Genomic DNA, 24,712 nt, shown 5'->3' with positions numbered 1-24,712 from the left:
CAACCCCCCCTTGGAGTAGCACCCCCATGCCCGAGAACACCCACGAGTACGACTATGTCGTCATAGGCGGCGGCACCGCAGGCTCCGTCATCGCCTCCCGTCTCACCGAGAACCCCGACGTCACCGTCGCCGTCATCGAGGGCGGCCCCAGCGACGTCGGACGCGACGACGTCCTCACCCTGCGCCGCTGGATGGGCCTGCTCGGCGGCGAGCTGGACTACGACTACCCGACCACCGAGCAGCCGCGCGGCAACTCGCACATCCGGCACAGCCGCGCCCGCGTCCTGGGCGGGTGTTCCAGTCACAACACCCTCATCGCCTTCAAGCCGCTGCCGTCCGACTGGGACGAGTGGGAGGAGGCCGGCGCCAAGGGCTGGGGCGCGGTGCCGATGGAGGCGTACTACGCGCGGCTGAAGAACAACATCGTCCCCGTCGACGAGCAGGACCGGAACGCCATCGCCCGGGACTTCGTCGACGCGGCACAGGGCGCGCTCGGCGTCCCGCGCGTCGAGGGCTTCAACAAGCAGCCCTTCACCGAGGGCGTCGGCTTCTTCGACCTCGCCTACCACCCCGAGAACAACAAGCGCTCCTCGGCGTCGGTGGCGTATCTGCACCCCGTGATGGACGAGCGCGAGAACCTCACCATCCTGCTGGAGACCTGGGCGTACCGGCTGGAGCTGAACGGCACGCGGGCGCAGGGCGTGCATGTCCGCACCAAGGACGGCGAGGAGGTCCTGGTCCGCGCCCGGCGCGAGGTCGTCCTGTGCGCGGGCGCCGTCGACTCGCCCCGCCTCCTGCTGCACTCGGGCATCGGCCCGAAGGCGGACCTGGAGCAGCTCGGCATCCCCGTCGTCCACGACCTGCCGGGCGTCGGCGAGAACCTGCTCGACCACCCGGAGTCGGTGATCGTCTGGGAGACCCACGGCCCGATCCCGGAGAACTCCGCGATGGATTCGGACGCCGGGCTGTTCGTGCGCCGCGACCCCGGACACCAGGGCCCCGACCTGATGTTCCACTTCTACCAGATACCGTTCACGGACAACCCGGAGCGACTGGGCTACCAGCGGCCGGAGTTCGGCGTCTCGATGACCCCGAACATCCCCAAGCCGAAGAGCCGCGGCCGCCTTTACCTGACCAGCGCGGACCCGTCCGTGAAGCCCGCGCTCGACTTCCGCTACTTCACCGACGACGACGACTACGACGCGCGGACGCTGGTCGACGGGATCAGGATCGCCCGCGAGATAGCCACGGCCGAACCGCTCGCCGGCTGGCTCAAGCGCGAGGTGTGCCCCGGCCCCGACGTCACGGGCGATGAGGAGCTGAGCGAGTACGCGCGCAAGGTCGCGCACACCGTGTACCACCCGGCCGGCACCTGCCGTATGGGCGCCGCCGACGACGAACTGGCCGTGGTCGACCCGCAGTTGCGGATCCGCGGACTGGACGGAATTCGTATCGCCGACGCCTCCGTGTTCCCGACGATGACCGCAGTGAACCCGATGATCGGGGTGCTCATGGTCGGGGAGAAGGCCGTCGACCTGATCGGAGGTGAGGCGTGATGAGTACGACGACCGAGAGCAGGACGCCCGAGATGCCCGAGACACCCGCGACGCCCGAGACCCGGAAGCCCCCGACCGCGCCCGTCTTCTCCGTGGAGGGCCTGTGGAAGGTCTTCGGCCCCAAGGCGCACCGGGTCCCCGCCGACCCTGAGCTGGCCGCCCTCGCCCCCGCCGAACTGCGCACCCGCACCGGCTGCACGGCGGCGGTCCGTGATGTCTCCTTCGACGTCCGCAAGGGCGAGGTCTTCGTGGTGATGGGCCTGTCCGGCTCCGGCAAGTCCACCCTCGTGCGCTGTCTGACCCGGCTGATAGAGCCGACGGCCGGCACCATTGCCATCGACGGCGAGGACGTCCGCGCCATGGACAAGACGCGGCTGCGTGAACTGCGCCGTCACCGCGCGGCGATGGTCTTCCAGCACTTCGGCCTGCTCCCGCACCGCACGGTCCTCGACAACGTGGCCTACGGCCTGGAGATCCAGGGCGTCGGCAAGGCCGAGCGCCGTGAACGGGCCGCCGAGGTGGTGGCCAAGGTCGGCCTGGAGGGCATGGAACACCGCAGGCCGGGCCAGCTGTCCGGCGGTCAGCGCCAGCGGGTGGGCCTGGCCCGTGCCCTGGCGGTGGACCCCGAGGTCCTGCTCTTCGACGAGCCGTTCAGCGCGCTCGACCCGCTGATCCGGCGCGACATGCAGGAGGAGGTCGTCCGCCTGCACCGGGAGGAGGGCCGCACGATGGTCTTCATCACCCACGACCTCAGTGAGGCGCTGAAGCTGGGCGACCGCATCGCGCTGATGCGCGACGGCCGGGTCGTGCAGCTGGGCACGCCCGAGGAGATCGTGGGCTCCCCGGCCGACGACTACGTCCGCGAGTTCGTCCGCGACGTCCCGCGCGAACAGGTCATGACGGTCCGTACGGCGATGCGGACCGCCTCGGCGGACGAGGCCGGCAACGGCCCGGCCGTGGCCCCGGACGCGACGGTGTCGGAGGCGATCGAGGCGGTGGCACGGGCGGGGACTGCGGCACGGGTCGTCGACAAGGGCCGGTGCGTCGGGGTGGTGGACTCGGACGCGCTGCTCGAGGTGGTGGCCGGGACCGCGAAGGAGGCGGTCTGATGGCCACGATCACCGCGACTGCTCCGCGTACGGTTCCGGGCGTCCTGAAACACCGTGCCGCCCGCAAACTGCTGTTGCTCGCCGTCGTGGCGGCCGTCCTCGTGCCGCTCGCCAACGCCCGCTGGGCGAGCGGCACCTGGCCGGACGCCCTGACCGTCGACGTCTCCGAACCGCTCACCAAGGCCAGCGACTGGATCATCGACAACCGGGACAGCCACCCGCTGTTCCTCTACTTCTTCGGCCACATCAGCAACGCGGTCGTGATCTGTGTACGGGCCGTGTACCTGGTGCTGCTCGCCGCAGGGTGGGCCGGCGTCACGGCGGCGGCCTCGCTGACCGCCTGGCGCGTCGCGGGCCCGCGGCTCGCCGCGGGTACCGGCGTCGCGTTCCTGGCCTGCGGCTTCCTCGGCATGTGGATCCCGACCATGCAGACCCTCGCGCTGATGGTCGTGGCGGTGCTCGCCTCGGTCGTCGTGGGCGCGCTGCTGGGCCTCGCCGCCGGACTGTCCGGCCGTATGGACCGGATGCTGCGCCCGGTCCTGGACACCATGCAGGTGCTCCCGGCCTTCGCCTACCTGCTCCCCGTCGTCCTGGTCTTCGGCATCGGCGTCCCCGCCGCCGTCCTGGCCACCGTCGTCTACGCCGCCCCGCCGATGGCCCGCCTCACCGCCCTCGGCCTGCGCGGCGCCGACAAGGAGGTGCTGGAGGCGGTCGAGTCGCTCGGCGCGACCGCGCGCCAGCGCCTGCTGACCGCCCGCATCCCGCTGGCCCGCAAGGAACTCCTCCTCGGCCTCAACCAGACGATCATGATGGCGCTGTCCATGGCGGTCATCGCGTCGGTCATCGGCGCGGGCGGCCTCGGTGACCGCGTCTACCAGGCGCTGGCCTCGGTCGACGTCGGTGCCGCGCTCGCGGCCGGCATCCCGATCGTGCTGCTCGCCGTCGTACTGGACCGGGTGACCGGCGCGGCGGGCGAGCGGCTCGGTGACGAGCCGGCGCCCCACGGCCGGGCGCGCTGGGCGTACGCCCTGGCCGCCGCCGTGGCCGTAGCCGTCGCCGGACGTCTCGCCGGCCGCCTCGACTGGCCCGACACCTGGACCCTGAACATCGCCGAACCCGTCAACCGCGCCGTCGACTGGATGACCGACCACCTCTACTCCGGCGTCCCCGTCATCGGCGGCACCGCCGACTGGGCGGCCCACTTCACCACCTGGGCCCTCGACCCCGTGCGCGACGGCCTGCAGTGGCTGCCGTGGTGGGCGGTTCTGCTGATCGTCGCCGCGCTGGCCTGGACGATCGGCACCTGGCGCACCGCGCTGACCGCCGTGCTCGCCATGGCCGCGATCGGTGTCCTCGGCGTGTGGAAGCCGTCCCTCGACACGCTCTCCCAGGTGCTGGCGGCCGTCGCCGTCACCCTGGTCCTGGGCTTCGCGACCGGCATCGCGGCGGCGCGCAGCGACCGCTTCGAGCGGCTGCTCCGGCCCGTCCTGGACGTCTTCCAGACGATGCCGCAGTTCGTGTACCTGATCCCGGTCGTGGCGCTGTTCGGCGTGGGCCGCGCTCCCGCCGTCGCCGCGGCCGTCGTGTACGCCCTGCCCGCCGTCGTCCGCATCACCGCCCAGGGCCTGCGCCAGGTCGACCCGGCCGCCCTGGAGTCCGCCCGCTCGCTCGGCGCGACCCCGGCCCAGCAGCTGCGGCAGGTCCAGCTCCCGCTCGCCCGCCCGGCGCTGCTGCTCGCTGTGAACCAGGGCGTGGTCCTGGTCCTCGCCGTCGTCATCATCGGCGGCCTGGTCGGCGGAGGCGCCCTCGGCTACGACGTCGTCTTCGGCCTCGCGCAGGGCGACCTGGCGACCGGTCTGGTGGCCGGCGCGGCGATCGTGTGCCTCGGTCTGATGCTGGACCGGGTGACACAGCCGACGGCACGCCGCGCGAAGAAGGGAGCCTGACATGCGACTTCGCACCCGACACATCCGTACGACTGCCGTGGTGGCCGGCGCGTCCTCGCTGTCGCTTGTGCTGCTGACCGGCTGCGGCGCCGCCGACATGACCAAGCAGGCGTCGCCCTTCGCCAACGCCCAGGGCGCCAAGACCGTGACCCTGTCCGTGCAGTCCTGGGTCGGCGCGCAGGCCAACGTGGCCGTCGCCCAGTACCTGCTGGAGAAGGAGCTCGGCTACCGCGTCGACACCGTCCAGATCGACGAGGTCCCCGCCTGGGACGCGCTCAGCCAGGGCCGGGTCGACGCGCTCCTGGAGGACTGGGGCCATCCGGAGCAGGAGCAGCGGTACGTCAAGGACAAGAAGACGATCGTGAACGGCGGCGACCTCGGCGTCACCGGGCACATCGGCTGGTACGTCCCGACGTACTTCGCCGAGGAGCACCCGGACGTCACCGACTGGAAGAACCTGAACAAGTACGCCGAGCAGATGCGCACCGCGGAGAGCGGCGGCAAGGGCCAGCTGATGGACGGCTCGCCGTCCTACGTCACCAACGACAAGGCACTGGTGAACAACCTGGACCTGAACTACCAGGTGGTCTTCGCCGGTTCCGAGGCGGCCCAGATCACCCAGATCAAGCAGTTCGCCAAGGAGAAGAAGCCCTTCCTGACCTACTGGTACGAGCCGCAGTGGCTGTTCAAGAAGGTCCCGATGACCGAGGTGAAGCTGCCGGCGTACAAGGAGGGCTGCGACGCGGACCCGGAGAAGGTGGCCTGCGCCTATCCGCACACCCCGCTGCAGAAGTACCTCAACGCGGACTTCGCGAAGGACGGCGGCGAGGCGGCGGCCCTGTTGAAGAACTTCAAGTGGACGACCGAGGACCAGAACGAGGTCTCCCTGATGATCGCCGAGCAGAAGATGGCGCCTCAGGAGGCCGCGAAGAAGTGGGTGGACAGCCACGAGTCCACGTGGAAGGCGTGGCTGTCCTGACGGTCACTTCGGGAGGGCGTCGGCCGTGATGTCCCGGAGCGCCTCGGCGGCAGCGCGCTGGAGCTGCGGCCCGAACGTGATCCGGGTGGCCCCGAGTTCGCCGAGTTCGGCGGGCGAAGGGCCCCCGGTCACCGTGCCGTGCACATTGATCGGCCCCTGGATGCCGGACCGCAGCAACGGCAGTACGTCGACGGGGGCGCCGATCGGATACACGCAGTCGGCGCCGGCGGCGACGTACAGCGCGGCCCGCTCGATGGCCTGCTCGGCGGCCCTCTTGGGATCGGAGTCGCCCCGGATGAAGGTGTCGATCCGGGCGTTGACGAAGACCCGGTCGGCGGCGGCGTGCCGTACCTCGGCGAGCCAGTCGGCGTGCTCCTGGGCGTCCTTGAGCGCCCCGTCCTCGGAGTCCTCCAGGTTGCACCCCACGGCACCGGCCTCCAGCAGCCGCTCCACCAGCTCCTTCGGCGCGATCCCGTAACCGCCCTCGATGTCCGCCGACACCGGCACGTCGACGGACCGTACGATCCGCGCGACCGCCGCGAACATCTCGTCCGCCGGGGTCCGCCCGTCCTCGTACCCGAGGGAGGCGGCGATCCCCGCGCTGGGCGTGGCGAGCGCCGGGAACCCCGCCTCGGCGAACACGCGGGCGCTGGCCGCGTCCCAGGGGCCGGGCAGGACCAGCGGGTCGCCGGGGGAGCGGCGGCGGTGGAGCGCGCGTAAGGCGGCGGCCTTGGCAGTGGCCTCGGTCACGGTTTCGGTCACGGTGTGTAACCCCCTGGTGGGATGCGGCGGGTGACCATCACCCGGTTCCCATTGTTGACGGCGACGATCAGCCCGAGGAGATGGGCGAGTTCGGAGGCGCCGAAGTGCGCGGCGGCACGCTCGTGGAAGCCCTCGGCCTCCTCCCGGGCGGCCAGCAGATCCTTCTTGGCGCTGGCGCTGAGCGTGGACATGGCCATCCCGACGGCAGGGTCGAGGAGCCGTGTACGGGGGCTCGCCGATGTGGCGGTGCTCACTGGTGCTGCCCCGGCTGGTAGTGCCCCGGAGCCATACGGCAGGTCACCCCGAACCGGTTCCAGGCGTTGATCACCGTGATCGCGGCGATGAGCTGGGCGAGCTCGGCCTCCTCGAAGTGCCCCGCGGCCCTCTCGTACACCGCGTCGGGCACGAACCCGTCCGTCAGAACGGTCACGGCCTCCGTCAGCTCGATCGCCGCGAGCTCCTTCGGGGTGTAGAAGTGCGCCGACTCCTCCCACGCGGCGAGCTGCACGATCCGCTCGACGCTCTCGCCCGCCGCGAGCGCGTCCTTGGTGTGCATGTCCAGGCAGAACGCACAGTGGTTGAGCTGCGAGGCACGGATCTTCACCAGCTCGTACAGCGTCGGCTCGAGCCCCTTCCGGGCGGCCGCGTCGAGCCGGATCATCGCCTTGTAGACCTCGGGGGCGTGCTGGGCCCAGTTGAGGCGGGCGGGGCGTTCGGGGGCGTACCCCACGGCGGTGGTGTGGTCGGTGCTGTCGATCGTCGTCATGACGTCGACCCTAGAAGTGAAGCAGCCCAGGAGTATGGTCCACTTTCATGCGGAAACCTTGGGCCACTCTGGGCGTCGACCTCCACCTGGAACCGACGGGTCCGGGCCTGCGCCGAGGCCTGACCGACGCCCTGCGCGACGCGGTCCGCACCGGACGCCTCGCGCCGGGCACCCGCCTGCCCTCCTCCCGCTCCCTCTCCGCCGACCTCGGCATCGCCCGCAACACGGTCGCCGAGGCCTACGCCGACCTGGTCGCCGAGGGCTGGCTCACGGCCCGGCAGGGGTCGGGGACGCGGGTGGCGGACCGGGCGGTGGCGGACCGGGCAGTGACGGGGGCGGGCGGGGCGGACGGCGCGTGGGGCCGTCCGGGTGGCGAGGGCGCGGTGACGTCCACGGGTCGCGACGGCGCGGTGCCCCCCGCCCCTGCCTCACCCCGAGCCCCAGCGCCACACCGCGCCCCCCTGTCGCCCCGCTTCCCCGGCCAGCCCCGGATCACGGCCCCACCCCGCCCACAGCACCCCCGTCCCGCCTACGACCTGCTGCCCGGCTCCCCCGACCTCTCCTCCTTCCCCCGCACGGAGTGGCTCAAGGCGGCCCGCCGCGCCTTCCTCGCCGCGCCGCACGACGTTCTCGGCTACGGCGACCCGCGCGGCCGCGTCGAACTGCGGGCCGCCCTCGCCGGTTACCTCTCCCGCGCGCGGGGCGTGCGCGCCGACCCCGAGCGCATCGTGGTGTGCGCGGGATTCGGGCACGGTCTGCAACTGCTCGGCAGGGTGCTGCGGGCGCGCGGGGCGCAGACGGCGGCGGTGGAGTCGTACGGCCTGCCACCGCACTGGAACCAACTGACGACGGCGGGCCTCACCACGGCCCCGCTCCCGTTCGACGAACTCGGCACTGATCCGGGGGAGTTGACGGACCAGTCGGCACTCCTCCTCGCCCCCGCCCACCAGTTCCCTATGGGCGTGCCCCTGCACCGCGACCGACGGGCGGTGGTGGTGGACTGGGCGCGGCGCACCGGCGGCCTGGTGCTGGAGGACGACTACGACGGCGAGTTCCGCTACGACCGCCAGCCCGTGGGCGCGTTGCAGGGCCTGGACCCCGATCACGTCGTCTACCTGGGTACGGCCAGCAAGTCCCTCGCTCCGGGCCTGCGGCTCGCCTGGATGGTGCTGCCGCCGACGCTGGTCGAGGAGGTGACGGCGGCGAAGGGCCATGTGGACACCTGCGGCGCGCTGGACCAGCTGACCCTGGCGGAGTTCCTCACGTCCGGCGCCCACGACCGCCACGTCCGGTCCGCCCGGCTGCGCTACCGGCGCCGACGGGACGCTCTGGTCCGGGCCCTGGCCACCCACGCCCCCCACATCGACGTCACCGGCATCGCGGCCGGTCTCCACGTCCTCCTGCGCCTCCCGCCCGGCACGGAACAGTCAGTGGTTCAAGCGGCAGCCTGGCAGGGCCTGGCCCTCCACGGCCTGACCTTCTTCCGCCACGAGTCCGCCAGGACAGAACCCGTGGACGCGCTCGTCGTCGGCTACGGCACTCCGCCGGATCACGCGTGGGCGGGGGCGCTGGAGGCGTTGTGCAGGGTGCTGCCGTGAGGGTTCGTCCGGAAGCGGGCCCGTACGGCTCAGAAGACGGTTGGTGAGGCGCTGGGCGTCAGCCTGCTTGCGGAATCGGGCGAGAGGGGGGAGGGACGGCGGGGCTGCGGGGTCGCCCTCCGGGGCGGTATCCGCGCGGGACGGCGGGGTTCCCCCCCGGGGCGGTGACCGCGACTCCCCTTCACCGAACAGCCGCCTCCCGCCCCCGCCCCTCCCCCTCCCCGCCGGAGACAACCGGCGCCTCCCCGAACCGCGCCAATACCAACGCCCCCGCCACCGCCACCGCGAACCCCAGCACCGCCAGCCACCCCAACCCCTCCCGCGTACGATCCCCCAGCCACACGACCCCCACCACGGCCGGTCCGACCGTCTCCCCGATCACCATCGCCGCCGTAGCCGTCGTGACCGACCCCCGCTGCAACGCCGACGTCAGCGCCAGAAACGCCGCCCCACCCCCCAGCAGCAGCGCATACGTCGCCGGATTCGCCACCAGCTCCGACACCGTGACGGAGTCGATCAGCCGCACCCCCACCTCCACCACCCCGAACCCGAACCCGGCCGCCAGCCCGAGTACCAGCCCCCGCCCCCGCTCCGGCAGCAGCCCACCCGCCAGCCCCACCCCCAACACCGCCACAGCCACCCCGAGCATCGCGAACCTCAGCGCGTCCGACCCGCCCAGATCCCCTTCCGTCCCCGAGGCGAGCCCGAGCATCGCCAGCCCGGCACACACCACCGCCACCGCGGCCCACTCACCCCGCCGCAACCGCACCCGCAGCAACCGCGCCGAGACCACCGCCGTCACCGCGAGACTGGACGCCAAGGCGGCCGCGACGGCGTAGATGGGAAGCGCCCGCAGCGCGACCACCTGCAGCACGAACCCCAGCCCGTCCAGGGCCAGCCCCGCCAGATACCGCCACTGCCGCAGCGCCCGCAGCAACAGCCCGGCCTCGCCGCCCCGACCCCCCTGCGCGCTCGCCACCCGCGCGGCCACCGCCTGAAGGACGGTGGCCGTACCGAAACAGACCGCCGCACCAAGCGCACACAACATCCCAAGCAGCACAAAGCGACTGTAGGTGAGCGCCACAAGGCCAGCCCGCCGACAGCCGCGCACGCGACGATCTCTAGGCTGTCCGCCGGACAACAACCGGATCATCGCCGGACAGCAACCGGATCATCGGGGGAGACACACATGGCGGAAACGCGACGTCGACTGCGCTCCAGCACGGTCGTACTCGGTGGCATGGGAGTCATAGCCGCGGCCCTGACCTCCTGCGGCTCGGAACCCGACCGCCGCTGCGTCGACCGCGACAGCTACACCTACGAGGGCTACAAGGTCATCGCCGACAAGAACTGCAAGTCCGGCTCCACCACCGTCGGCTCCTCCTACAGCAAGGGCCGCAAGAAGACCGGCTCCGGCAGCGGCGACGCCGCCTGGTACTACGACTCCGACGTCGACGGCGGCCGCGCCGACTACGGCACCTTCAGCCGCAGCGAGGCCGTCGACCGCGGCGGCTTCGGCTGCTCGGGCTCCGGCAGCAGCGGCGGCTGAGCAGGGCACCGAGGCAACGGCAACCGGAACCGGCAGGAACCCGCAGGACACGCACATGGAGCGCCGCACGATCGAGCCCCGCCCCGGCTGGCAGCAGACCGTCGAGGAACAAGGGCTCATCTACCCCCTCACCCGCCACCCCGACAACTCCCTGCGCCCTTACTGGGACGAGAGCGCCCACTACGTGTTCTCCCTGGCGGAGGTCGAGGCGCTGGAGGAGGTCGTCGAGGAACTCCACCGCATGTGCCTGGCGGCGGCCGAGCACATCGTCACCGAGCACCGCTTCGCCGACCTCGGCATCACCGACCCGCGCGTCGCGGACGCGGTCGCCGAGGCCTGGCGCCGCCGCGCCGAACTCCCGTCCCTCTACGGCCGCTTCGACCTCCGCTACGACGGCACCGGCCCGGCCAAGCTCCTGGAGTACAACGCCGACACCCCCACCTCACTGGTCGAGGCCGCCTCGCCCCAGTGGTTCTGGATGGAGGAACGCTTCCCCGGCGCCGACCAGTGGAACTCCCTCCACGAACGCCTGATCGCCGCCTGGCAGAAGCAGTCCGCCCTGCTCCCGCCCGGCAGCCCGCTCTACTTCGCGTACTCCTCGGCCGACGAACTCGGCGAGGACCTGATGACCGTCGCCTATCTGAAGGAGACCGCGGAACAGGCCGGCCTGGACACCGGGTGGATCTCCATGGAGGAGATCGGCTGGGACCGCCTCTCGGGCCGCTTCGTCGACACCCAACTCCGCTTCATCCGCAGCTGCTTCAAGCTCTACCCCTGGGAGTGGCTCACCACCGACCGCTTCGCCGGCCACGTCCTCGACACCCTCGACAACGGCGGCGGCACCGGCACGACCCTGTGGATCGAGCCCGCCTGGAAGATGCTCCTCAGCAACAAGGCCCTCCTCGCCATCCTCTGGGAGCTCTACCCGGACCACCCGAACCTTCTGCCCGCCTATCTCGACGGCCCCAGGGAGCTGGCGAGCACCACGGGCTATGTCGCCAAACCCCTGCTCGGCCGCGAGGGCGCCGGAGTGACGATCCACGAACCCGGCGCCGAGGCGGTCGTCCGCGAAGAGCCCTGCTGCTACCAGCAGTTGGCCCCGCTCCCCACCTTCGACGGCAACCACGTCGTCCTCGGCGCGTGGGTCGTCGAGGACGAGTCGGCGGGCCTCGGCATCCGCGAGTCGTCCGGCCTGATCACCGACGAGTACGCCCGCTTCCTGCCGCACGTCATCCTGTAACGGCCCCGCATACGGCGCCGACAAATCCCGCGGCACCCGCACACCCGCCCCGTCCCCTTCCGGGCCTCCAGGACACTCCCTCACAGGCCGAGCACGCCCCGCAACTGGGCGAGCCCCCAGTCCAGATCCTCCTTCCCGATCACCAGGGGCGGCGCGATACGGATCGTCGCCGAGGGGGCACCGCCCACGCCCCTGAGGCTGTGGGGGAGCGTGTCCTTCACCAGCACCCCCCGCTCCATCAGCTTCTCGGACACCTCCCGCCCGGTGCCGTAAGCCCGCGCGATGTCCACCCCCGCCCACAGCCCGCGCCCCCGCACCGCAGCCACTCGTCCCGTACCGGCCAGCGCCCCCAGTTCCCGGTGCAGATGTTCGCCCAGCTCCGCCGCCCGCGCCTGGAACTCGCCCGTCCGCAGCATCGCGATCACCTCCAGCGCCACCGCACAGGCCAGCGGATTCCCGCCGAAGGTCGACCCGTGCTCCCCGGGCCGGAACACCCCGAGCACCGCGGCGCTGGACACCACCGCCGACACCGGCACGACCCCGCCCCCGAGCGCCTTCCCGAGTACATACACATCCGGCACCACACCCTCGTGCTCGCACGCGAAGGTACGACCCGTGCGCCCCAGCCCCGACTGGATCTCGTCCGCCACGAACAGCACGTTCCGCTCCCGCGTCAGCTCCCGCACCGCCGGCAGATAGCCCGCCGGAGGAACGAGAACCCCCGCCTCGCCCTGGATCGGCTCCAGCAGTACGGCCACCGTGTTCTCCGTCAGCGCCTCGCGCATCGCCGTCAGATCCCCGTACGGCACGATCTCGAAGCCCGGCGTGTACGGCCCGAAGTCCGCCCGTGCCTCCGGGTCGGTGGAGAAGCTGATGATCGTCGTCGTGCGGCCGTGGAAGTTGTTCCCCGCGACCACGACCTTCGCCATCTCCGCCGGCACGCCCTTGACCCGGTACCCCCACTTCCGGGCCGTCTTCACCGCCGTCTCCACCGCCTCCGACCCGGTGTTCATCGGCAGTACCATCTCCATCCCGCACAGCTCGGCGAGCTGCTGGCAGAACGCCGCGAACCGGTCGTGATGAAACGCCCGCGACGTCAGCGTCACCCGCTCCAGCTGCGCCTTCGCCGCCTCCAGGATCCGCCGGTTGCCGTGCCCGAAGTTGAGCGCCGAATACCCGGCCAGCAGATCCAGGTACCGCCGCCCCTCCACATCCGTCATCCAGGCCCCGTCCGCCGTCGCCACCACGACCGGCAACGGGTGGTAGGTGGGCGCGCTGTGCGCGTCGGCCGCGGCGATCAGGGATTCGGTGGTGCTCGACGTAGTCACGGGGCTCTCCGTTTCCGCCACCACGAGGGCTCGCGCTCCGCCGCTCACGAGGCTCGTGGCCACTGTCCATTTCTGACCGTTCGAGTGCTTTGCGGCCCCTTCCTATCGTTGCTCGCATGGTGGACGCGGGACCATGCCCCGTCGGCGCGCCCGGTAGGCTGATCGACGGGCCGTGACTGGCGCGCTGGGATGGGACCGACCATCGGGGAGCGGCCCACTGGACCGTGTCGTCCAGCACCGAGTGCCGTGCGCCTGGGCCGTACCGTGAACGCTGTCCACGACGTCCGGAGGTCCCCATGTCAGCCGAGCCCCTCTCCACCGAGTCCACCGCCTTCCGTTCCGCTCTCGACGTGATCCGCGCCGTCGAGCCGCGCGTGGCCGACGCCATCGGCCAGGAGGTCGCCGACCAGCGCGAGATGCTCAAACTGATCGCCTCCGAGAACTACGCCTCCCCGGCCACCCTCCTGGCGATGGGCAACTGGTTCAGCGACAAGTACGCCGAGGGCACCGTCGGCCGCCGCTTCTACGCCGGCTGCCGCAACGTCGACACCGTCGAGTCCCTCGCCGCCGAGCACGCCAAGGAGCTCTTCGGGGCCCGCCACGCCTACGTCCAGCCGCACTCCGGCATCGACGCCAACCTCGTCGCCTTCTGGGCCGTCCTCGCCGCCCGCGTCGAGGCCCCCGCCCTGGAGAAGGCCGGCGTCCGCCAGGTCAACGACCTCTCCGACGCCGACTGGTCCGAACTCCGCCGGGCCTTCGGCAACCAGCGCATGCTCGGCATGTCCCTGGACGCCGGCGGCCACCTCACCCACGGCTTCCGCCCGAACATCTCCGGCAAGATGTTCGACCAGCGCTCCTACGGCACCGACCCCGCCACCGGCCTGCTCGACTACGACGCCCTGCGCGCCTCGGCCCGTGAGTTCAAGCCGCTCATCATCGTCGCCGGCTACTCCGCCTACCCCCGTCTCGTGAACTTCCGGATCATGCGCGAGATCGCCGACGAGGTCGGCGCCACGCTCATGGTCGACATGGCCCACTTCGCGGGTCTCGTCGCCGGCAAGGTCCTCACCGGCGACTTCGACCCGGTCCCGCACGCCCAGATCGTCACCACCACCACCCACAAGTCGCTGCGCGGCCCGCGCGGCGGCATGGTCCTGTGCGACGACTCCCTCAAGGACCAGGTCGACCGCGGCTGCCCGATGGTCCTCGGCGGCCCGCTTCCGCACGTCATGGCCGCCAAGGCCGTCGCCCTCGCGGAGGCCCGCCAGCCCGCCTTCCAGGACTACGCCCAGCGCATCGTCGACAACTCCCGCGCGCTGGCCGACGGCCTCATGCGCCGCGGCGCCATCCTGGTGACCGGCGGCACCGACAACCACCTGAACCTGATCGACGTCGCCTCCTCCTACGGCCTCACCGGCCGCCAGGCCGAGGCCGCCCTCCTCGAGTCCGGCATCGTCACCAACCGCAACGCCATCCCCGCCGACCCCAACGGCGCCTGGTACACCTCCGGTATCCGTATCGGCACGCCCGCCCTGACCACCCGTGGCCTGGGCACCGCCGAGATGGACGAGGTCGCGGCACTCATCGACCGGGTCCTCACCACCACCGAGGCCGGCACCACCAGCAAGGGCGCCCCCTCCAAGGCCCAGCACGTGCTCGACCCGAAGGTCGCCGACGAGATCTCCCACCGCGCCACCGACCTCGTGGCCGGCTTCCCGCTGTACCCGGAGGTCGACCTGGGCTGACGCCGAGGGCGACACACCCCCGCAGCCCTCACCGGTCCAGGTCTATCAACACCTGCCCCGGCTCCTCCCGCGGCGGTCCGGCTCCCGGCCGGGCCGCCGCGCGGCGTATCAGCAGGGTGCCGCCGACGCCCGCCGCGAACCCGGCGGCCAGCCCCGCCACCGCCCAGCCGGCGTCGTCCACAGCAGGACCGGGCCCGGTGGTGGCGGCGGCTTGCGTGACGAGTCCGTCCTTCGTCTCACCGAACAGCCTCGCCAGGTCCAGCCGCTCGAAGACGGAGCGCGGGGCCCGGTGCCAGCGGATGTCGTCGTCCTCCACCTCCGGCGCGAGATCCGACCGCACCCATGGGGTGCCGTCCTCGGTCACGAAGAGCTGGTCCTGGCGCTGGATGGCCACGTCCCCTCCCGGAGGCCGGTCCGTCTGCGGCCAGCCACCGACCCCGGTCAGCCCCCACACCACCGTGATCCGCATCGGCGGATGACGGCCCTCGACCCACTCCTCCGACACCCGCTCCGTCCCGACGTACGTCGGCTGCAGCAGCTGCCACAGACGGGCGAAGGCCGGTTCGCCGGAGTGCAGGGACACCGTCCGTCCTGTGCCGCCCGCGACGACCACCGCCACATCCGGGACGTCCCGGGCCCGCGTCGGCGCGGCCGCCGCGATGGTCACCGTCCCGGACAGCCCGGCCAGCGCCAGCGCAGCCGACACCGGCACGACGAGCGTGAGCCGTGTCCTTCCCTTCTTGCTCCACCTTCTGATCAAACTGCGGGCTCGTGCCCTCATCGGACCCCCTCCACGTCCCATCAGCCCCATCGCATCCCACACCGCTGGCACCGGCCGGCACCGGCTGCCACCAGCTCGCACCGGCCCCCAGCAGCTCACCGGGCTTCACCTGGGCCCGGCCCGCGTCGCCCCCGTTCCGCCCCTGACGAGTCACATCGGCCCCCGAGCCTGCCCTCACACGTCGCGCAGCTCCTGCCTCGGCCCCGGCTCTCCCCGCAGACGGTTCAGCGGCAGGCGGGCGACGTAGGGGCGCAGGACCAGCGCGAGCACCGCCCCTGCTGCAACGCCCGGCAGTGCCCACCACCAGTCGGTGCCATTGCCCGATCGAGTCGGCTGGGCCGGGGACGCCTCGGCCGCCGCCTCGGTTGCCTCGGCCGCTGTGTCGGCCGGATGCTTCACGTCGTCGTCCGTCCCGTTCACCTCGGACGCCGGCGGGAAGATCGCCGCGCCGCCCTCGCCCGAGGCCTTGCCCATCAGACCCAGCTTCTTGAGCAGGGCCCGCAGCTGGGTCGGATGGCCGGCGCGGTGCCAGGTGCCGTTCGTCGTCCGGTCCGGGTTGGCCGCCGTGTGGATCCAGACGTCCCGCCCGTCGTCGGTCGAGAAGACCCGGTCGAGGCGCCACGGCGTCACGTCGTGGATCAACCAGGTGACGTTGATCTGGCGGGCCGAGGTCAGGTCGGCCTCGGGCGGCTTGTCACGCGTGCCCGCGCCGCCCGGTGCGCCGAGCAACTGCTCCAGTGCGCTGTACTCCTTGTCGGAGTAGTACAGCGAGGCCGTCTCCGTGCTTTCCGGCGAGACCAGAAGCACGCTCGTCGGTCCTCCGGCCGATGCGGGTGCCGCGCCCCAGACGATGAGGGCGAGTGCTGCCAACGCCCCTGCCAGTGCCGCCAGTTCGCGACGCCGCCTGAGCCTGCAGCCGGCCCCTTGCCCGAGTGACGCGTCGCGTCCACGTGACCGATCTGCCGAGCGGCCGACCACCGTTCCCCTCCGACTCTTCCGGCGCCACCGGTCTTCCCAGCGGTCGACCCCATGTCCGCCCATCCGAACCCCCAAGCCGAGCGATCCCCGTGCGGCCCGTCCCGAGCCGCTTGTCACTTCTGGTACACCGCCCGACCGGTCTGGGTTCCCACCCTTGGCCCACTTTTTCGGAGCTGCTGTTCCGGGGAGTCCCGGCTGTACCGAACAGTTCCGAACTGTTCCGAACAGTTCCGAGGAAGTCTTCCGACTGGGCAGCGGCTCACGGGCTGGTCAGCGGCTCCCCGGCTGGTCAGAGGGCTCATGGGCTGGTCCGAGGACTCCCGGACGGGCCGGAGGAGACTCCCCGGCTGGACGGAGGAGGCTCGCCGGGCTGGTCCGAGGAGGCCCGGGGCTGTTCCCTGGAGGGTCTCCCGACTACTTCGCTGCCACCTCGGACGCACTCTGGATCGACCGCGCGATCTCCACCGCCCGCGCCTTCGACGCAACCCCTTCCAGCCGCAGCGTCACGGTCTCGCCCCCGGCCCTGCTGGTCCACAGCAACGTCGGCCCGGCAGTGCGCTCCTCGCGCGCGTAGCGCCCTCCGCTCGCGTCCACCAGCCAGAACGTCAGCAGATGCGGCCGGGCGAACCACAGGGCCTGGTCGGAAGCGCCGCCATCCAAGGTGTCCCTGCCCAGAGAGATCCACTCCGGCGGTTCGCGCACGGTCTTCGCGAAGCCGATGTCCAGGCTCGCCCGGCGCTCGTCCAGCCGTATCGTGCGTCCGTTCTCACGCCAGCACAGGCTCACCGCGAGCCGGCCCCGCGGCTCACCCGTCACCGCCGCCGCGTCCGGATGGCCGAGTTTCTGCGGGACCAGTGGCTCGAACCCGGCTCGATGCTCTGCCTGCGCCAGCGACACGGAGTCGGCGCAGCCGGGGACGGCGGCGCCGGGTGAGGGGACCGCCGACGGGTCGTATCGCACCTCGACTCCGGCGAAGCCGAACCAGTCGAAGACCGCCGCCCGCACCGGGGGCGTGAGCACGAGCACCGTCAGCAGGCCGCACAGCGCCGCGGTCAGCGAACGCCAGCGCATCCGCGTCCAGCGCCGCACCGCCCGCAGCCGCTCGGCGGCACCCGGCGGCTCGGGCACCGGAACAGGCACCTGCTCGGCGAGTATCTGCCCGAGCACCCGCTCGACCATCGTCTCGGCGTCGTCCGCCGCGCCGGGCGCGTCCAGCGAGCGGCCGAGCGCCCGCAGTTCCTGGGGCAGGCGCGCGGCGTCCGAACGCCGAGGGCGATCACCGGTTCCACCGCGGCCGCCATGCCGACCCCGATCTCCGCTGCCTGCATCGCCGCCACGCCGGCCGTTCCGTTCGGTACCTGCGCCGCGCCCGGTGCCGTCATGGCCGTCGGCACGCCGTCCGGCAGCCCCGTACGCCCCGAGCCCGTCCCCGTCAGCCAGAGCCCGCCCCTCTCCGTCGTACGGGGCCTGCCCGTCCCGGTTGTGCGGGGTCCGCCCGTCCCCGTCGGCCCGGCCCCGTCCCTCTCCGCCGTACGGAGTCCGCCCGTCCCTGTCGTACGGCATCCCTCCGTCACCCATGCTCATCACCTCCCTCCCGAGGCTGGAAATCCGGCAGCAAGCGCCCCAGCTTGCGCAGCGCGCGGTTCAGGCGGGATTTCACCGTGCCCCGGGGCCAGCCCAGGGCCTGGGCCGTCTCTGACTCGTCCATCTCCAGGAGATAGCGGTAGGTGACGACCAGGCGGTGCTCCTCGCTCAGCTTCTGCAGGGCGGCCTGGAGCGCGGCGCGGCGCTCTATCTCGAGCGCGGCCACTGCCGGGTCCGCCGATTCCGGTATCAGCGGCTCCGCCTCGACGAACGCCGCCTCGCGCCCCGCGAGGGTGCGCTGACGGGCCGCCGTGCGCACTGTGTTCCTCGTCTCATTGGCCACGATCGCCAGCAGCCACGGCTTGAACGCCGCGCCGTCCTGGAACCGGCCCAGCGAGCAGTACGCCTTCACAAAGGCCTGCTGCACCACGTCCTCCGCGTCCGCCCCCGCCCCGAGCGCCGTGGCCGCCCTGAGCGCGATGCCCGTATGGGCCCGCACCAGCTGCGCGTACGCCTCCGGCTCCCCGGCGCGTACGCGTGCGATCACCGCGGCCTCATCGACGATGCGGCCCCCCTCCCGCGTCCTCACACCTTTGTTACACCGCCGGAGACGGATCGGTTCCCATCTGTTTCCGACCAGTTCCGGACCGGCCTGTGGAACCTGAGAGAATGGTGAACATGGCCTCTGATCGACCCCGCGTGCTTTCCGGCATCCAGCCCACCGCCGGCTCGTTCCACCTCGGCAACTACCTCGGCGCCGTCCGCCAGTGGGTGGCTCTGCAGGAGACCCACGACGCGTTCTACATGGTCGTCGACCTGCACGCGATCACGGTTCCGCAGGACCCCGCGGAGCTGCGTGCCAACACGCGCCTCGCCGCCGCCCAGCTCCTCGCCGCCGGGCTCGACCCCGAGCGCTGCACGCTCTTCGTCCAGAGCCACGTCCCCGAGCACGCCCAGCTCGCCTGGGTCATGAACTGCCTCACCGGCTTCGGCGAGGCCTCCCGCATGACCCAGTTCAAGGACAAGTCCGCCAAGCAGGGCGCCGACCGCGCGAGCGTCGGCCTGTTCACGTACCCGATCCTGCAGGTCGCGGACATCCTGCTGTACCAGGCCAACGAGGTCCCGGTCGGCGAGGACCAGCGCCAGCACATCGAGCTCACCCGTGACCTCGCCGAGCGCTTCAACGGCCGCTTCGGCCAGACCTTCACCGTCCCGAAGCCGTACATCCTCAAGGAGACGGCGAAGATCTACGACCTGCAGGACCCGTCGATCAAGATGAGCAAGTCGGCGTCCACGCCGAAGGGCCTCATCAACCTCCTCGACGAGCCCAAGGCCACAGCCAAGAAGGTCAAGAGCGCGGTCACCGACACCGACACCGTCATCCGCTACGACGCCGAGAACAAGCCCGGCGTCAGCAACCTGCTCAGCATCTACTCGACCCTCACGGGCACGGGAATCGCGGAACTGGAGCAGAAGTACGACGGCAAGGGCTACGGTGCGCTCAAGACGGACCTCGCCGAGGTCATGGTCGAGTTCGTGACGCCCTTCCGGGAGCGCACCCAGCAGTATCTGGACGACCCGGAGACGCTGGACTCGATCCTGGCCAAGGGCGCGGAGAAGGCGCGTGCCGTGGCCGCGGAGACGCTCTCCCAGGCGTACGACAAGGTGGGCTTCCTGCCCGCCAAGCACTGAGCCCGCACCACGGCACACGGCCGGAACACGGCCGTACCACCGCACAGCGCTGCACATCACTACGGTTGCGCCTGCCCGCAGCACATCCGTGGCCGTACAGTCGATAGCCGAGTGGCCGCATCAGCGGTCACTCACGCCCACCAACCGGGTACGAGCTCACCACAGGACGGGCTCACAACAGGACGAGCTCCTCGCGACGGACGAGTTCACCGACATGACGACAGGAGACGACGTGGGGACCGTAACGATCGGTGTGTCGATCGCGGTCCCGGAGCCTCACGGCAGCCTGCTCCAGGAGCGGCGCGCGGGCTTCGGCGACGCCGCGGCTCACGGTATCCCCACGCATGTCACGCTGCTGCCGCCGACAGAGGTCGACGCCGCGCTGCTGCCCGCGATCGAGGCGCATCTCGTCGAGGTCGCGGCCGCCGGCCGCCCCTTCCCGATGCGGCTGTCCGGCACCGGCACCTTCCGGCCCCTCTCGCCGGTCGTCTTCGTCCAGGTCGTGGAGGGCGCCGAGGCCTGCACCTGGTTGCAGAAGCAGGTCCGCGACGCCTCCGGGCCCGTCGCGCGCGAACTGCAGTTCCCGTACCACCCGCACGTCACGGTCGCGCACGGCATCGAGGACGAGGCGATGGACCGCGCCTTCGAGGAACTCGCCGACTACGAGGCGGGCTGGCCCTGCACCGGCTTCGCCCTCTACGAACAGGGCGCCGACGGCGTGTGGCGCAAGCTGAGGGACTTCGCCTTCGGGGGGCCGGTGGTGCCGCCGCAGCCGGGCCGTGTGGACCGCGGGTCGATTCCGGCCGGTTAGCTCCGCCGGTCCGGCAGGGCCGGCCGCGACTACCGCATATCGACACAGCCCCGCGCCCCTTGGGGCCTCGCCGAACGCTGCAGCCGACAGGGCGCCCCAGCCGGGAACACCACGCCTTCCCGAGCCTAGATCGGCAACCGCCGGAACAGCCCCCGCGGCGCATGCCGCAGCGCCGACATCACCACCCTGAGCGTGCCCGGCACCCACACCGTCTCCGAGCGCCGCCGCAGGCCCAGTTCGATCGCCGTCGCCACCGCCTCCGGGGTGGTCGCGAGCGGGGCTTCCTCCAGGCCGGCGGTCATCTTCGACCGTACGAATCCGGGGCGTACGACCATGACGTGGACGCCGGTGCCGTGCAGCGCGTCACCCAGGCCCTGGCTGAAGGCGTCCAGGCCGGCCTTGCTGGAGCCGTAGATGAAGTTGGCGCGGCGGGCACGCTCGCCGGCGACCGAGGACAGGACGACCAGCGAGCCGTGCCCCTGGGACTGGAGCGCGCTCGCGCTGACCAGGGCCGCCGACACGGCGCCCGTGTAGTTGGTCTGGGCGACCCGTACGGCGTTCAGCGGCGTGCGCTCGTCTCGTGCCTGATCGCCGAGGAGCCCGAAGGCGAGCAGCACCATGTCGATGTCGCCCTCCGCGAAGACCTTGCCGAGCACCGGCTCGTGGGACTCGGGGTCCAGCGCGTCGAAGGTCACGGTGCGCACCTCGGCCCCCAGGGCGCGCAGATCGGCGGCGGACCGCTCCAGGGCGGGCGACGGGCGGCCCGCGAGCCAGACGGTGCGGGTACGGCGCGCGATCAGGCGGCGTGCGGTGGCCAGCGCGATCTCGGACGTACCGCCGAGGACGAGCAGGGACTGGGGGAGACCGAAGGCGTCCTTCACGACAGCTCCTAGGGATCTGAGAGTCCGAGAGATCTGAGAGTCCGAGAGATCTGATGGCGGGTGCGACGGGCGAGGCGGCTGGGTCTCCGCGTGCCGGGACGGCCGGCTTCCAGGAGCCCGGGCGGGTTCTAGAGGCTTAGGCGGCGGGCCAGGTCCGACACGAACACCCCGCGCGGGTCGATCTCGGCGCGCAGGGCGCGGAAATCGGCCAGTCGTGGGTACATCGCGGCGAGCAACTCGGGCCGCAGGCGGGAGTCCTTGGCGAGGTAGACGCGCCCGCCGGCCCCGGCCACCTCCTCGTCCAGCTCGTCGAGGAGGGCGGCGAGGCCGGGCAGGCCTGCCGGGATGTCCAGGGCCAGCGTCCAGCCGGGCACGGGGAAGGAGAGCCAGCCGGGATCGGCGTCCCCGAAGCGTTTGAGGACTGCCAGGAAGGACGGGCAGCGGTGCTCCGAGATGCGCCGCACGATCCGGCGCAGCGCGTCCTCCTGACCGCGTCCGACGACGAACTGGTACTGCACGAAGCCGCCCCGGCCGTAGATCCGGTTCCAGTGGGGCACGCCGTCCAGCGGGTGGAAGAAGGCGGCGAGCCTCTGCAACTCGCCGGCACGCGCGCGCGGAGCCCTGCGGTACCAGAGCTCGTTGAACCAGCTCACGGTACGGCGGCTCAGCAGTCCTTCCGGCAGGAAGGAAGGCGCGGCGGGCAGAGCGGACGGGCGGAAGGCCAGCGGGTCCCTACGCGCGCGCGTGCCTTCGCGCAGCGCCTCCAGGGGCGCGTGGTCGCCTCGCGTGAGCACCGCGCGCCCCGTCGCCGCGCCACGCGCCAGCAGGTCGATCCACGCGACCGAGTAGCGGTAGTGGTCGTCGGTGGCGACCAGACGGGCCATCAGGTCGTCGAGGTCCCGCGCACGCTCCGTGTCGACCGACATCAGCGAGGTCTCCACGGGCTGGAGCTGGACCGTCGCGGTGAGGATCACGCCGGTCAGGCCCATGCCGCCGGTGGTCGCGTCGAACAGGGGCGTGCCGCGGCGGACCATGCGGATCTCGCCGTCGGCGGTCAGGAGTTCCAGCGACATGACATGGCGGGAGAAGGAACCGGAGACGTGGTGGTTCTTGCCGTGGATGTCGGCTCCGATCGCGCCGCCGACCGTCACATGGCGGGTGCCGGGCGTCACCGGCACGAACCAGCCGAGCGGGAGCAGCACCTCCATCAGGCGGTGCAGCGACACTCCCGCGTCGCACAGCACGGTGCCGCCGTCGACGTCGATTGCGTGGATGCGGTCCAGCCCCGTCATGTCGAACACCGTGCCCCCGGCGTTCTGCGCCGCGTCTCCGTACGCCCGCCCCAGCCCCCTGGGGATGCCTCCGCGGGCCCCGCAGTCCCGGACGGCGGCCGCGGCCTCCTCGTAGGTCCGGGGGCGGATCAGACGGGCGGTGGTGGGGGCGGTGCGGCCCCATCCCGTGACGGAGACGGTGTCGGCAGGCATGTCGGCGACCGTAGCGCCCATTTCTGGACGTTCAGTCCTGAAACATTCCTCTCGTCCGCGAAATGGGTGATTAATGGGATGTCGTTCAGTATTGCCATAGTTCTTGTGCGGGTGGCGTGGACAGTGGGTCCACATGGATCACCTCGATGACAAGGACCATCGAAGCCTTCGGGGCGCGGACCGCCGAATCCTTTCGGCGGTCCATGGCCGCGCCCGGGACCCGCGCGTCGCCTCCGCCGCGCGAGCCCTCTCACGGGTGGGCGAGCACGGCGCGTTGTGGCTGGTGGCGGGGCTCGCGGGGGCCGCCGTGGACGGTGGGCGACGGGGCGCCTGGTTGCGGGGTACGGCGCTCACTGCGGGCGCGCACGTCGTCAGCATGGGTGTGAAAAGGGTGGTGCGCCGCCCGCGCCCGGCGCATGTCGAGCCCCTCGTGCGTACTGTCGGCCGGCACTCCTTCCCGAGCTCCCACGCGACCTCCGCCGCGGCGGCCGCCGTCGCCTACGGCGCGCTCGGGGCGTACGCGATCCCGCCGCTCGCCGCCGCGATGTGCCTTTCACGCCTGGTCGTCGGCGTGCACTACCCCTCGGACGTGGTGGCGGGCGCGGCCCTGGGAGCGCTCGCCGCGTGCGCCGGGTCGAGCTGGATGCTGAGAGGGGGCGCCCATGTCTGAGACCGCTCCCCTCACGAGTGCTGCACGGACCGGGCCGGCGGCGCTCCGCGAGCAGCGCACGCCCCCACGACAGGCCGTGCCACCATCTCGCGAAGGCGGCATCCGTACGCTGCTGAAAGGCCTCCTCAGAACCGCGCGGCCCAAGCAGTGGGTCAAGAACGTCCTGGTCGTCGCGGCCCCGGCCGCCGCCGGACGGCTCTTCTCGATCCACGCGGCGACCCAACTCGCGCTCGTCTTCGCCCTCTTCACCGCCTGTGCCGCCGCCGTCTATCTGATCAACGACGCCCGCGACGCCGAGGCGGACCGCGCGCACCCCACCAAGCGACGCCGCCCCGTCGCCGCCGGAGAGGTGCCCGTGCCCGTCACGTACGCCGTCGGGGGCGCCCTCGCCGTCCTCGCCCCGGCCGCCGCGGCCTGGCTGACCTCGCCCGCTGTCGCGGGGCTGCTCACGGCGTACACCTGTATGCAACTGGCGTACTGCGTCAGCCTCAAGCACGTCCTGGTCGTCGACCTCGCCGTCGTCACGACGGGGTTCCTGATGCGGGCGATGGTCGGCGGGCTAGCGCTGGGGATCCCGCTGTCGCGCTGGTTCCTGATCACAACCGGGTTCGGGGCGCTGTTCATGGTGTCCGCCAAGCGCTACTCCGAGGCCGTGCAGATGGCCGGGAACGCGGGCGCCACGCGCGCGTTGCTCACCGAGTACACCACCGGCTACCTGCGCTTCGTCTGGCAGTTGGCGGCCGGGGTCGCCGTCCTCGGGTACTGCCTGTGGGCCATGGAGGAGGGCGGCGTGCCGCATTCCGGTGTGCTGCCCTGGCGTCAGCTCTCCATGATCGCCTTCATCCTGGCGATCCTGCGCTACGCCGTCTTCGCCGACCGCGGCACGGCGGGCGAACCCGAGGACGTCGTCCTGCGTGACCGCGCGCTCGCTCTCATCGGAGTGGTGTGGCTGGCTATGTACGGGTTGGCGGTGGCGAATTGGTAGACACGCGCGCGTGGCGGAGCCGGGGGAGAAGGCTCCGCACGTACGTGTGGCGGAACCGAGGGGAGGCGGCCGGCACGCGCGCGTGGGCCGACCGAAGCGATGGCGCACCACCGCCCCTGGTCCGCGAGAACGATCGACGCCATCCCGAGCATGTCCCGCCCACGGTCCCGGCTGAAGCTCACAGTGAATCTCGGCTCCCGCGCGCGGTTCCGGCTGAAGCTCATGGCGAATCTCGGCTCCCGCCCACGGTCCCGGCTGAAGCTCACAG

Annotated in this window: 23 protein-coding genes; 12 read left to right on the top strand and 11 right to left on the bottom strand. The window is 71.8% G+C overall.

Annotated features, from left to right (window positions below; all coding sequences use genetic code 11):
• Positions 1–26: 26 nt before the first annotated feature.
• The 4 genes from ACIBAG_RS42895 to ACIBAG_RS42880 are packed head-to-tail and all read left to right on the top strand — an operon-like array spanning position 27 to position 5,590.
• A complete protein-coding gene (locus tag ACIBAG_RS42895) occupies positions 27–1,556 on the top strand; it encodes a GMC family oxidoreductase (RefSeq protein ID WP_399113190.1) in 1,530 nt (509 codons plus the stop codon).
• A complete protein-coding gene (locus ACIBAG_RS42890) occupies positions 1,556–2,665 on the top strand; it encodes a glycine betaine/L-proline ABC transporter ATP-binding protein (protein ID WP_399113188.1) in 1,110 nt (369 codons plus the stop codon). Before ACIBAG_RS42895 ends, ACIBAG_RS42890 begins: the two co-directional genes overlap by 1 nt.
• Positions 2,665–4,611, top strand: a complete 1,947-nt coding sequence (locus ACIBAG_RS42885) for an ABC transporter permease (protein WP_399113186.1) — start codon at positions 2,665–2,667, stop codon at positions 4,609–4,611. Before ACIBAG_RS42890 ends, ACIBAG_RS42885 begins: the two co-directional genes overlap by 1 nt.
• 1 nt (position 4,612) lies before the next feature.
• On the top strand, positions 4,613–5,590 hold the full coding sequence (locus ACIBAG_RS42880) for an ABC transporter substrate-binding protein (RefSeq protein ID WP_399113184.1): 978 nt from the start codon (positions 4,613–4,615) through the stop codon (positions 5,588–5,590).
• 3 nt (positions 5,591–5,593) lie between these two features.
• Here ACIBAG_RS42880 and ACIBAG_RS42875 read toward each other — a convergent pair whose 3' ends face one another.
• Genes ACIBAG_RS42875 through ACIBAG_RS42865 form a run of 3 tightly spaced genes read right to left on the bottom strand, consistent with a single transcriptional unit; the run spans position 5,594 to position 7,118 of the window.
• On the bottom strand, positions 5,594–6,352 hold the full coding sequence (locus ACIBAG_RS42875; protein WP_399113182.1) for an isocitrate lyase/phosphoenolpyruvate mutase family protein: 759 nt from the start codon (positions 6,350–6,352) through the stop codon (positions 5,594–5,596).
• A complete protein-coding gene (locus ACIBAG_RS42870; RefSeq protein ID WP_399113181.1) occupies positions 6,349–6,543 on the bottom strand; it encodes a hypothetical protein in 195 nt (64 codons plus the stop codon). The genes ACIBAG_RS42875 and ACIBAG_RS42870 overlap by 4 nt, the downstream gene beginning before the upstream one ends.
• A gap of 59 nt (positions 6,544–6,602) precedes the next feature.
• On the bottom strand, positions 6,603–7,118 hold the full coding sequence (locus ACIBAG_RS42865; RefSeq protein ID WP_399113179.1) for a carboxymuconolactone decarboxylase family protein: 516 nt from the start codon (positions 7,116–7,118) through the stop codon (positions 6,603–6,605).
• 47 nt (positions 7,119–7,165) lie between these two features.
• Here ACIBAG_RS42865 and ACIBAG_RS42860 point away from each other — a divergent pair, with 47 nt between their 5' ends.
• Complete coding sequence (locus ACIBAG_RS42860; RefSeq protein ID WP_399113177.1) at positions 7,166–8,716, top strand: PLP-dependent aminotransferase family protein; 1,551 nt, start codon at positions 7,166–7,168, stop codon at positions 8,714–8,716.
• A gap of 181 nt (positions 8,717–8,897) precedes the next feature.
• Here ACIBAG_RS42860 and ACIBAG_RS42855 read toward each other — a convergent pair whose 3' ends face one another.
• Positions 8,898–9,764: a hypothetical protein gene (locus ACIBAG_RS42855; RefSeq protein ID WP_399113297.1), complete on the bottom strand. Its 867-nt coding sequence runs from the start codon at positions 9,762–9,764 to the stop codon at positions 8,898–8,900.
• A 141-nt stretch (positions 9,765–9,905) separates the two neighbouring features.
• On the opposite strand from ACIBAG_RS42855, the gene ACIBAG_RS42850 reads away from it, so the two are divergent.
• Both ACIBAG_RS42850 and ACIBAG_RS42845 read left to right on the top strand, forming a co-directional pair.
• Complete coding sequence (locus ACIBAG_RS42850) at positions 9,906–10,265, top strand: hypothetical protein (protein ID WP_399113176.1); 360 nt, start codon at positions 9,906–9,908, stop codon at positions 10,263–10,265.
• A gap of 55 nt (positions 10,266–10,320) precedes the next feature.
• The gene (locus ACIBAG_RS42845) at positions 10,321–11,505 is read left to right on the top strand and encodes a glutathionylspermidine synthase family protein (protein ID WP_399113174.1); all 1,185 of its coding nucleotides are present in this window, start codon (positions 10,321–10,323) and stop codon (positions 11,503–11,505) included.
• An 80-nt stretch (positions 11,506–11,585) separates the two neighbouring features.
• Here the strand turns inward: ACIBAG_RS42845 and rocD are convergent, their stop codons facing one another.
• Entirely contained in the window at positions 11,586–12,833 is a 1,248-nt protein-coding gene (gene rocD / locus ACIBAG_RS42840) for an ornithine--oxo-acid transaminase (RefSeq protein WP_399113172.1), read from the bottom strand.
• Between the two features lie 296 nt (positions 12,834–13,129).
• Here rocD and ACIBAG_RS42835 point away from each other — a divergent pair, with 296 nt between their 5' ends.
• Positions 13,130–14,578 carry a glycine hydroxymethyltransferase gene (locus tag ACIBAG_RS42835; protein WP_399113171.1) on the top strand — a complete coding sequence of 483 codons (1,449 nt, stop codon included), beginning with the start codon at positions 13,130–13,132 and terminating at the stop codon, positions 14,576–14,578.
• Positions 14,579–14,606: 28 nt separating this feature from the next.
• Here ACIBAG_RS42835 and ACIBAG_RS42830 read toward each other — a convergent pair whose 3' ends face one another.
• The 4 genes from ACIBAG_RS42830 to ACIBAG_RS42815 form a co-directional block, all read right to left on the bottom strand.
• A complete protein-coding gene (locus ACIBAG_RS42830; protein ID WP_399113170.1) occupies positions 14,607–15,359 on the bottom strand; it encodes a hypothetical protein in 753 nt (250 codons plus the stop codon).
• A gap of 174 nt (positions 15,360–15,533) precedes the next feature.
• A complete protein-coding gene (locus ACIBAG_RS42825) occupies positions 15,534–16,166 on the bottom strand; it encodes a hypothetical protein (RefSeq protein ID WP_399113168.1) in 633 nt (210 codons plus the stop codon).
• A gap of 585 nt (positions 16,167–16,751) precedes the next feature.
• Complete coding sequence (locus ACIBAG_RS42820) at positions 16,752–17,585, bottom strand: hypothetical protein (RefSeq protein WP_399113295.1); 834 nt, start codon at positions 17,583–17,585, stop codon at positions 16,752–16,754.
• 322 nt (positions 17,586–17,907) lie between these two features.
• Positions 17,908–18,468: an RNA polymerase sigma factor gene (locus ACIBAG_RS42815; protein WP_399113167.1), complete on the bottom strand. Its 561-nt coding sequence runs from the start codon at positions 18,466–18,468 to the stop codon at positions 17,908–17,910.
• A 131-nt stretch (positions 18,469–18,599) separates the two neighbouring features.
• Between ACIBAG_RS42815 and trpS the strand changes: the two genes are divergently transcribed.
• Both trpS and ACIBAG_RS42805 read left to right on the top strand, forming a co-directional pair.
• Positions 18,600–19,613 (top strand): tryptophan--tRNA ligase, encoded by a 1,014-nt coding sequence (gene trpS / locus ACIBAG_RS42810; RefSeq protein ID WP_399113165.1) that lies wholly within the window; start codon positions 18,600–18,602, stop codon positions 19,611–19,613.
• A gap of 232 nt (positions 19,614–19,845) precedes the next feature.
• The gene (locus ACIBAG_RS42805) at positions 19,846–20,424 is read left to right on the top strand and encodes a 2'-5' RNA ligase family protein (RefSeq protein WP_399113163.1); all 579 of its coding nucleotides are present in this window, start codon (positions 19,846–19,848) and stop codon (positions 20,422–20,424) included.
• Positions 20,425–20,549: 125 nt separating this feature from the next.
• Here ACIBAG_RS42805 and ACIBAG_RS42800 read toward each other — a convergent pair whose 3' ends face one another.
• Complete coding sequence (locus ACIBAG_RS42800) at positions 20,550–21,305, bottom strand: decaprenylphospho-beta-D-erythro-pentofuranosid-2-ulose 2-reductase (RefSeq protein ID WP_399113162.1); 756 nt, start codon at positions 21,303–21,305, stop codon at positions 20,550–20,552.
• A gap of 128 nt (positions 21,306–21,433) precedes the next feature.
• Positions 21,434–22,789 (bottom strand): FAD-binding protein, encoded by a 1,356-nt coding sequence (locus ACIBAG_RS42795; protein ID WP_399113161.1) that lies wholly within the window; start codon positions 22,787–22,789, stop codon positions 21,434–21,436.
• A gap of 133 nt (positions 22,790–22,922) precedes the next feature.
• Between ACIBAG_RS42795 and ACIBAG_RS42790 the strand changes: the two genes are divergently transcribed.
• Together ACIBAG_RS42790 and ACIBAG_RS42785 are read left to right on the top strand one after the other, a co-directional pair.
• Positions 22,923–23,459: a phosphatase PAP2 family protein gene (locus tag ACIBAG_RS42790; protein ID WP_399113159.1), complete on the top strand. Its 537-nt coding sequence runs from the start codon at positions 22,923–22,925 to the stop codon at positions 23,457–23,459.
• A complete protein-coding gene (locus ACIBAG_RS42785) occupies positions 23,452–24,444 on the top strand; it encodes a decaprenyl-phosphate phosphoribosyltransferase (RefSeq protein WP_399113157.1) in 993 nt (330 codons plus the stop codon). Before ACIBAG_RS42790 ends, ACIBAG_RS42785 begins: the two co-directional genes overlap by 8 nt.
• Positions 24,445–24,712 lie beyond the last annotated feature (268 nt).

This window comes from Streptomyces sp. NPDC051243 (assembly GCF_044455405.1).
Classification (GTDB): domain Bacteria; phylum Actinomycetota; class Actinomycetes; order Streptomycetales; family Streptomycetaceae; genus Streptomyces.
Note: the sequence above shows the minus strand (reverse complement) of the source record. Positions and strands in the feature narration are given on the sequence as shown.

Coding starts and splice junctions, on each gene's coding strand:
- ACIBAG_RS42885 (WP_399113186.1), top strand. CDS start 2,665: ATGGCCACGATCACCGCGACTGCTCCGCGTACGGTTCCGGGCGTCCTG.
- ACIBAG_RS42830 (WP_399113170.1), bottom strand. CDS start 15,359: ATGAGGGCACGAGCCCGCAGTTTGATCAGAAGGTGGAGCAAGAAGGGA.
- ACIBAG_RS42880 (WP_399113184.1), top strand. CDS start 4,613: ATGCGACTTCGCACCCGACACATCCGTACGACTGCCGTGGTGGCCGGC.
- ACIBAG_RS42795 (WP_399113161.1), bottom strand. CDS start 22,789: ATGCCTGCCGACACCGTCTCCGTCACGGGATGGGGCCGCACCGCCCCC.
- ACIBAG_RS42860 (WP_399113177.1), top strand. CDS start 7,166: ATGCGGAAACCTTGGGCCACTCTGGGCGTCGACCTCCACCTGGAACCG.
- trpS (WP_399113165.1), top strand. CDS start 18,600: ATGGCCTCTGATCGACCCCGCGTGCTTTCCGGCATCCAGCCCACCGCC.
- ACIBAG_RS42870 (WP_399113181.1), bottom strand. CDS start 6,543: ATGTCCACGCTCAGCGCCAGCGCCAAGAAGGATCTGCTGGCCGCCCGG.
- ACIBAG_RS42850 (WP_399113176.1), top strand. CDS start 9,906: ATGGCGGAAACGCGACGTCGACTGCGCTCCAGCACGGTCGTACTCGGT.
- ACIBAG_RS42865 (WP_399113179.1), bottom strand. CDS start 7,118: ATGACGACGATCGACAGCACCGACCACACCACCGCCGTGGGGTACGCC.
- ACIBAG_RS42785 (WP_399113157.1), top strand. CDS start 23,452: ATGTCTGAGACCGCTCCCCTCACGAGTGCTGCACGGACCGGGCCGGCG.
- ACIBAG_RS42890 (WP_399113188.1), top strand. CDS start 1,556: ATGAGTACGACGACCGAGAGCAGGACGCCCGAGATGCCCGAGACACCC.
- ACIBAG_RS42835 (WP_399113171.1), top strand. CDS start 13,130: ATGTCAGCCGAGCCCCTCTCCACCGAGTCCACCGCCTTCCGTTCCGCT.
- ACIBAG_RS42845 (WP_399113174.1), top strand. CDS start 10,321: ATGGAGCGCCGCACGATCGAGCCCCGCCCCGGCTGGCAGCAGACCGTC.
- ACIBAG_RS42790 (WP_399113159.1), top strand. CDS start 22,923: ATGGATCACCTCGATGACAAGGACCATCGAAGCCTTCGGGGCGCGGAC.
- ACIBAG_RS42855 (WP_399113297.1), bottom strand. CDS start 9,764: ATGTTGTGTGCGCTTGGTGCGGCGGTCTGTTTCGGTACGGCCACCGTC.
- ACIBAG_RS42895 (WP_399113190.1), top strand. CDS start 27: ATGCCCGAGAACACCCACGAGTACGACTATGTCGTCATAGGCGGCGGC.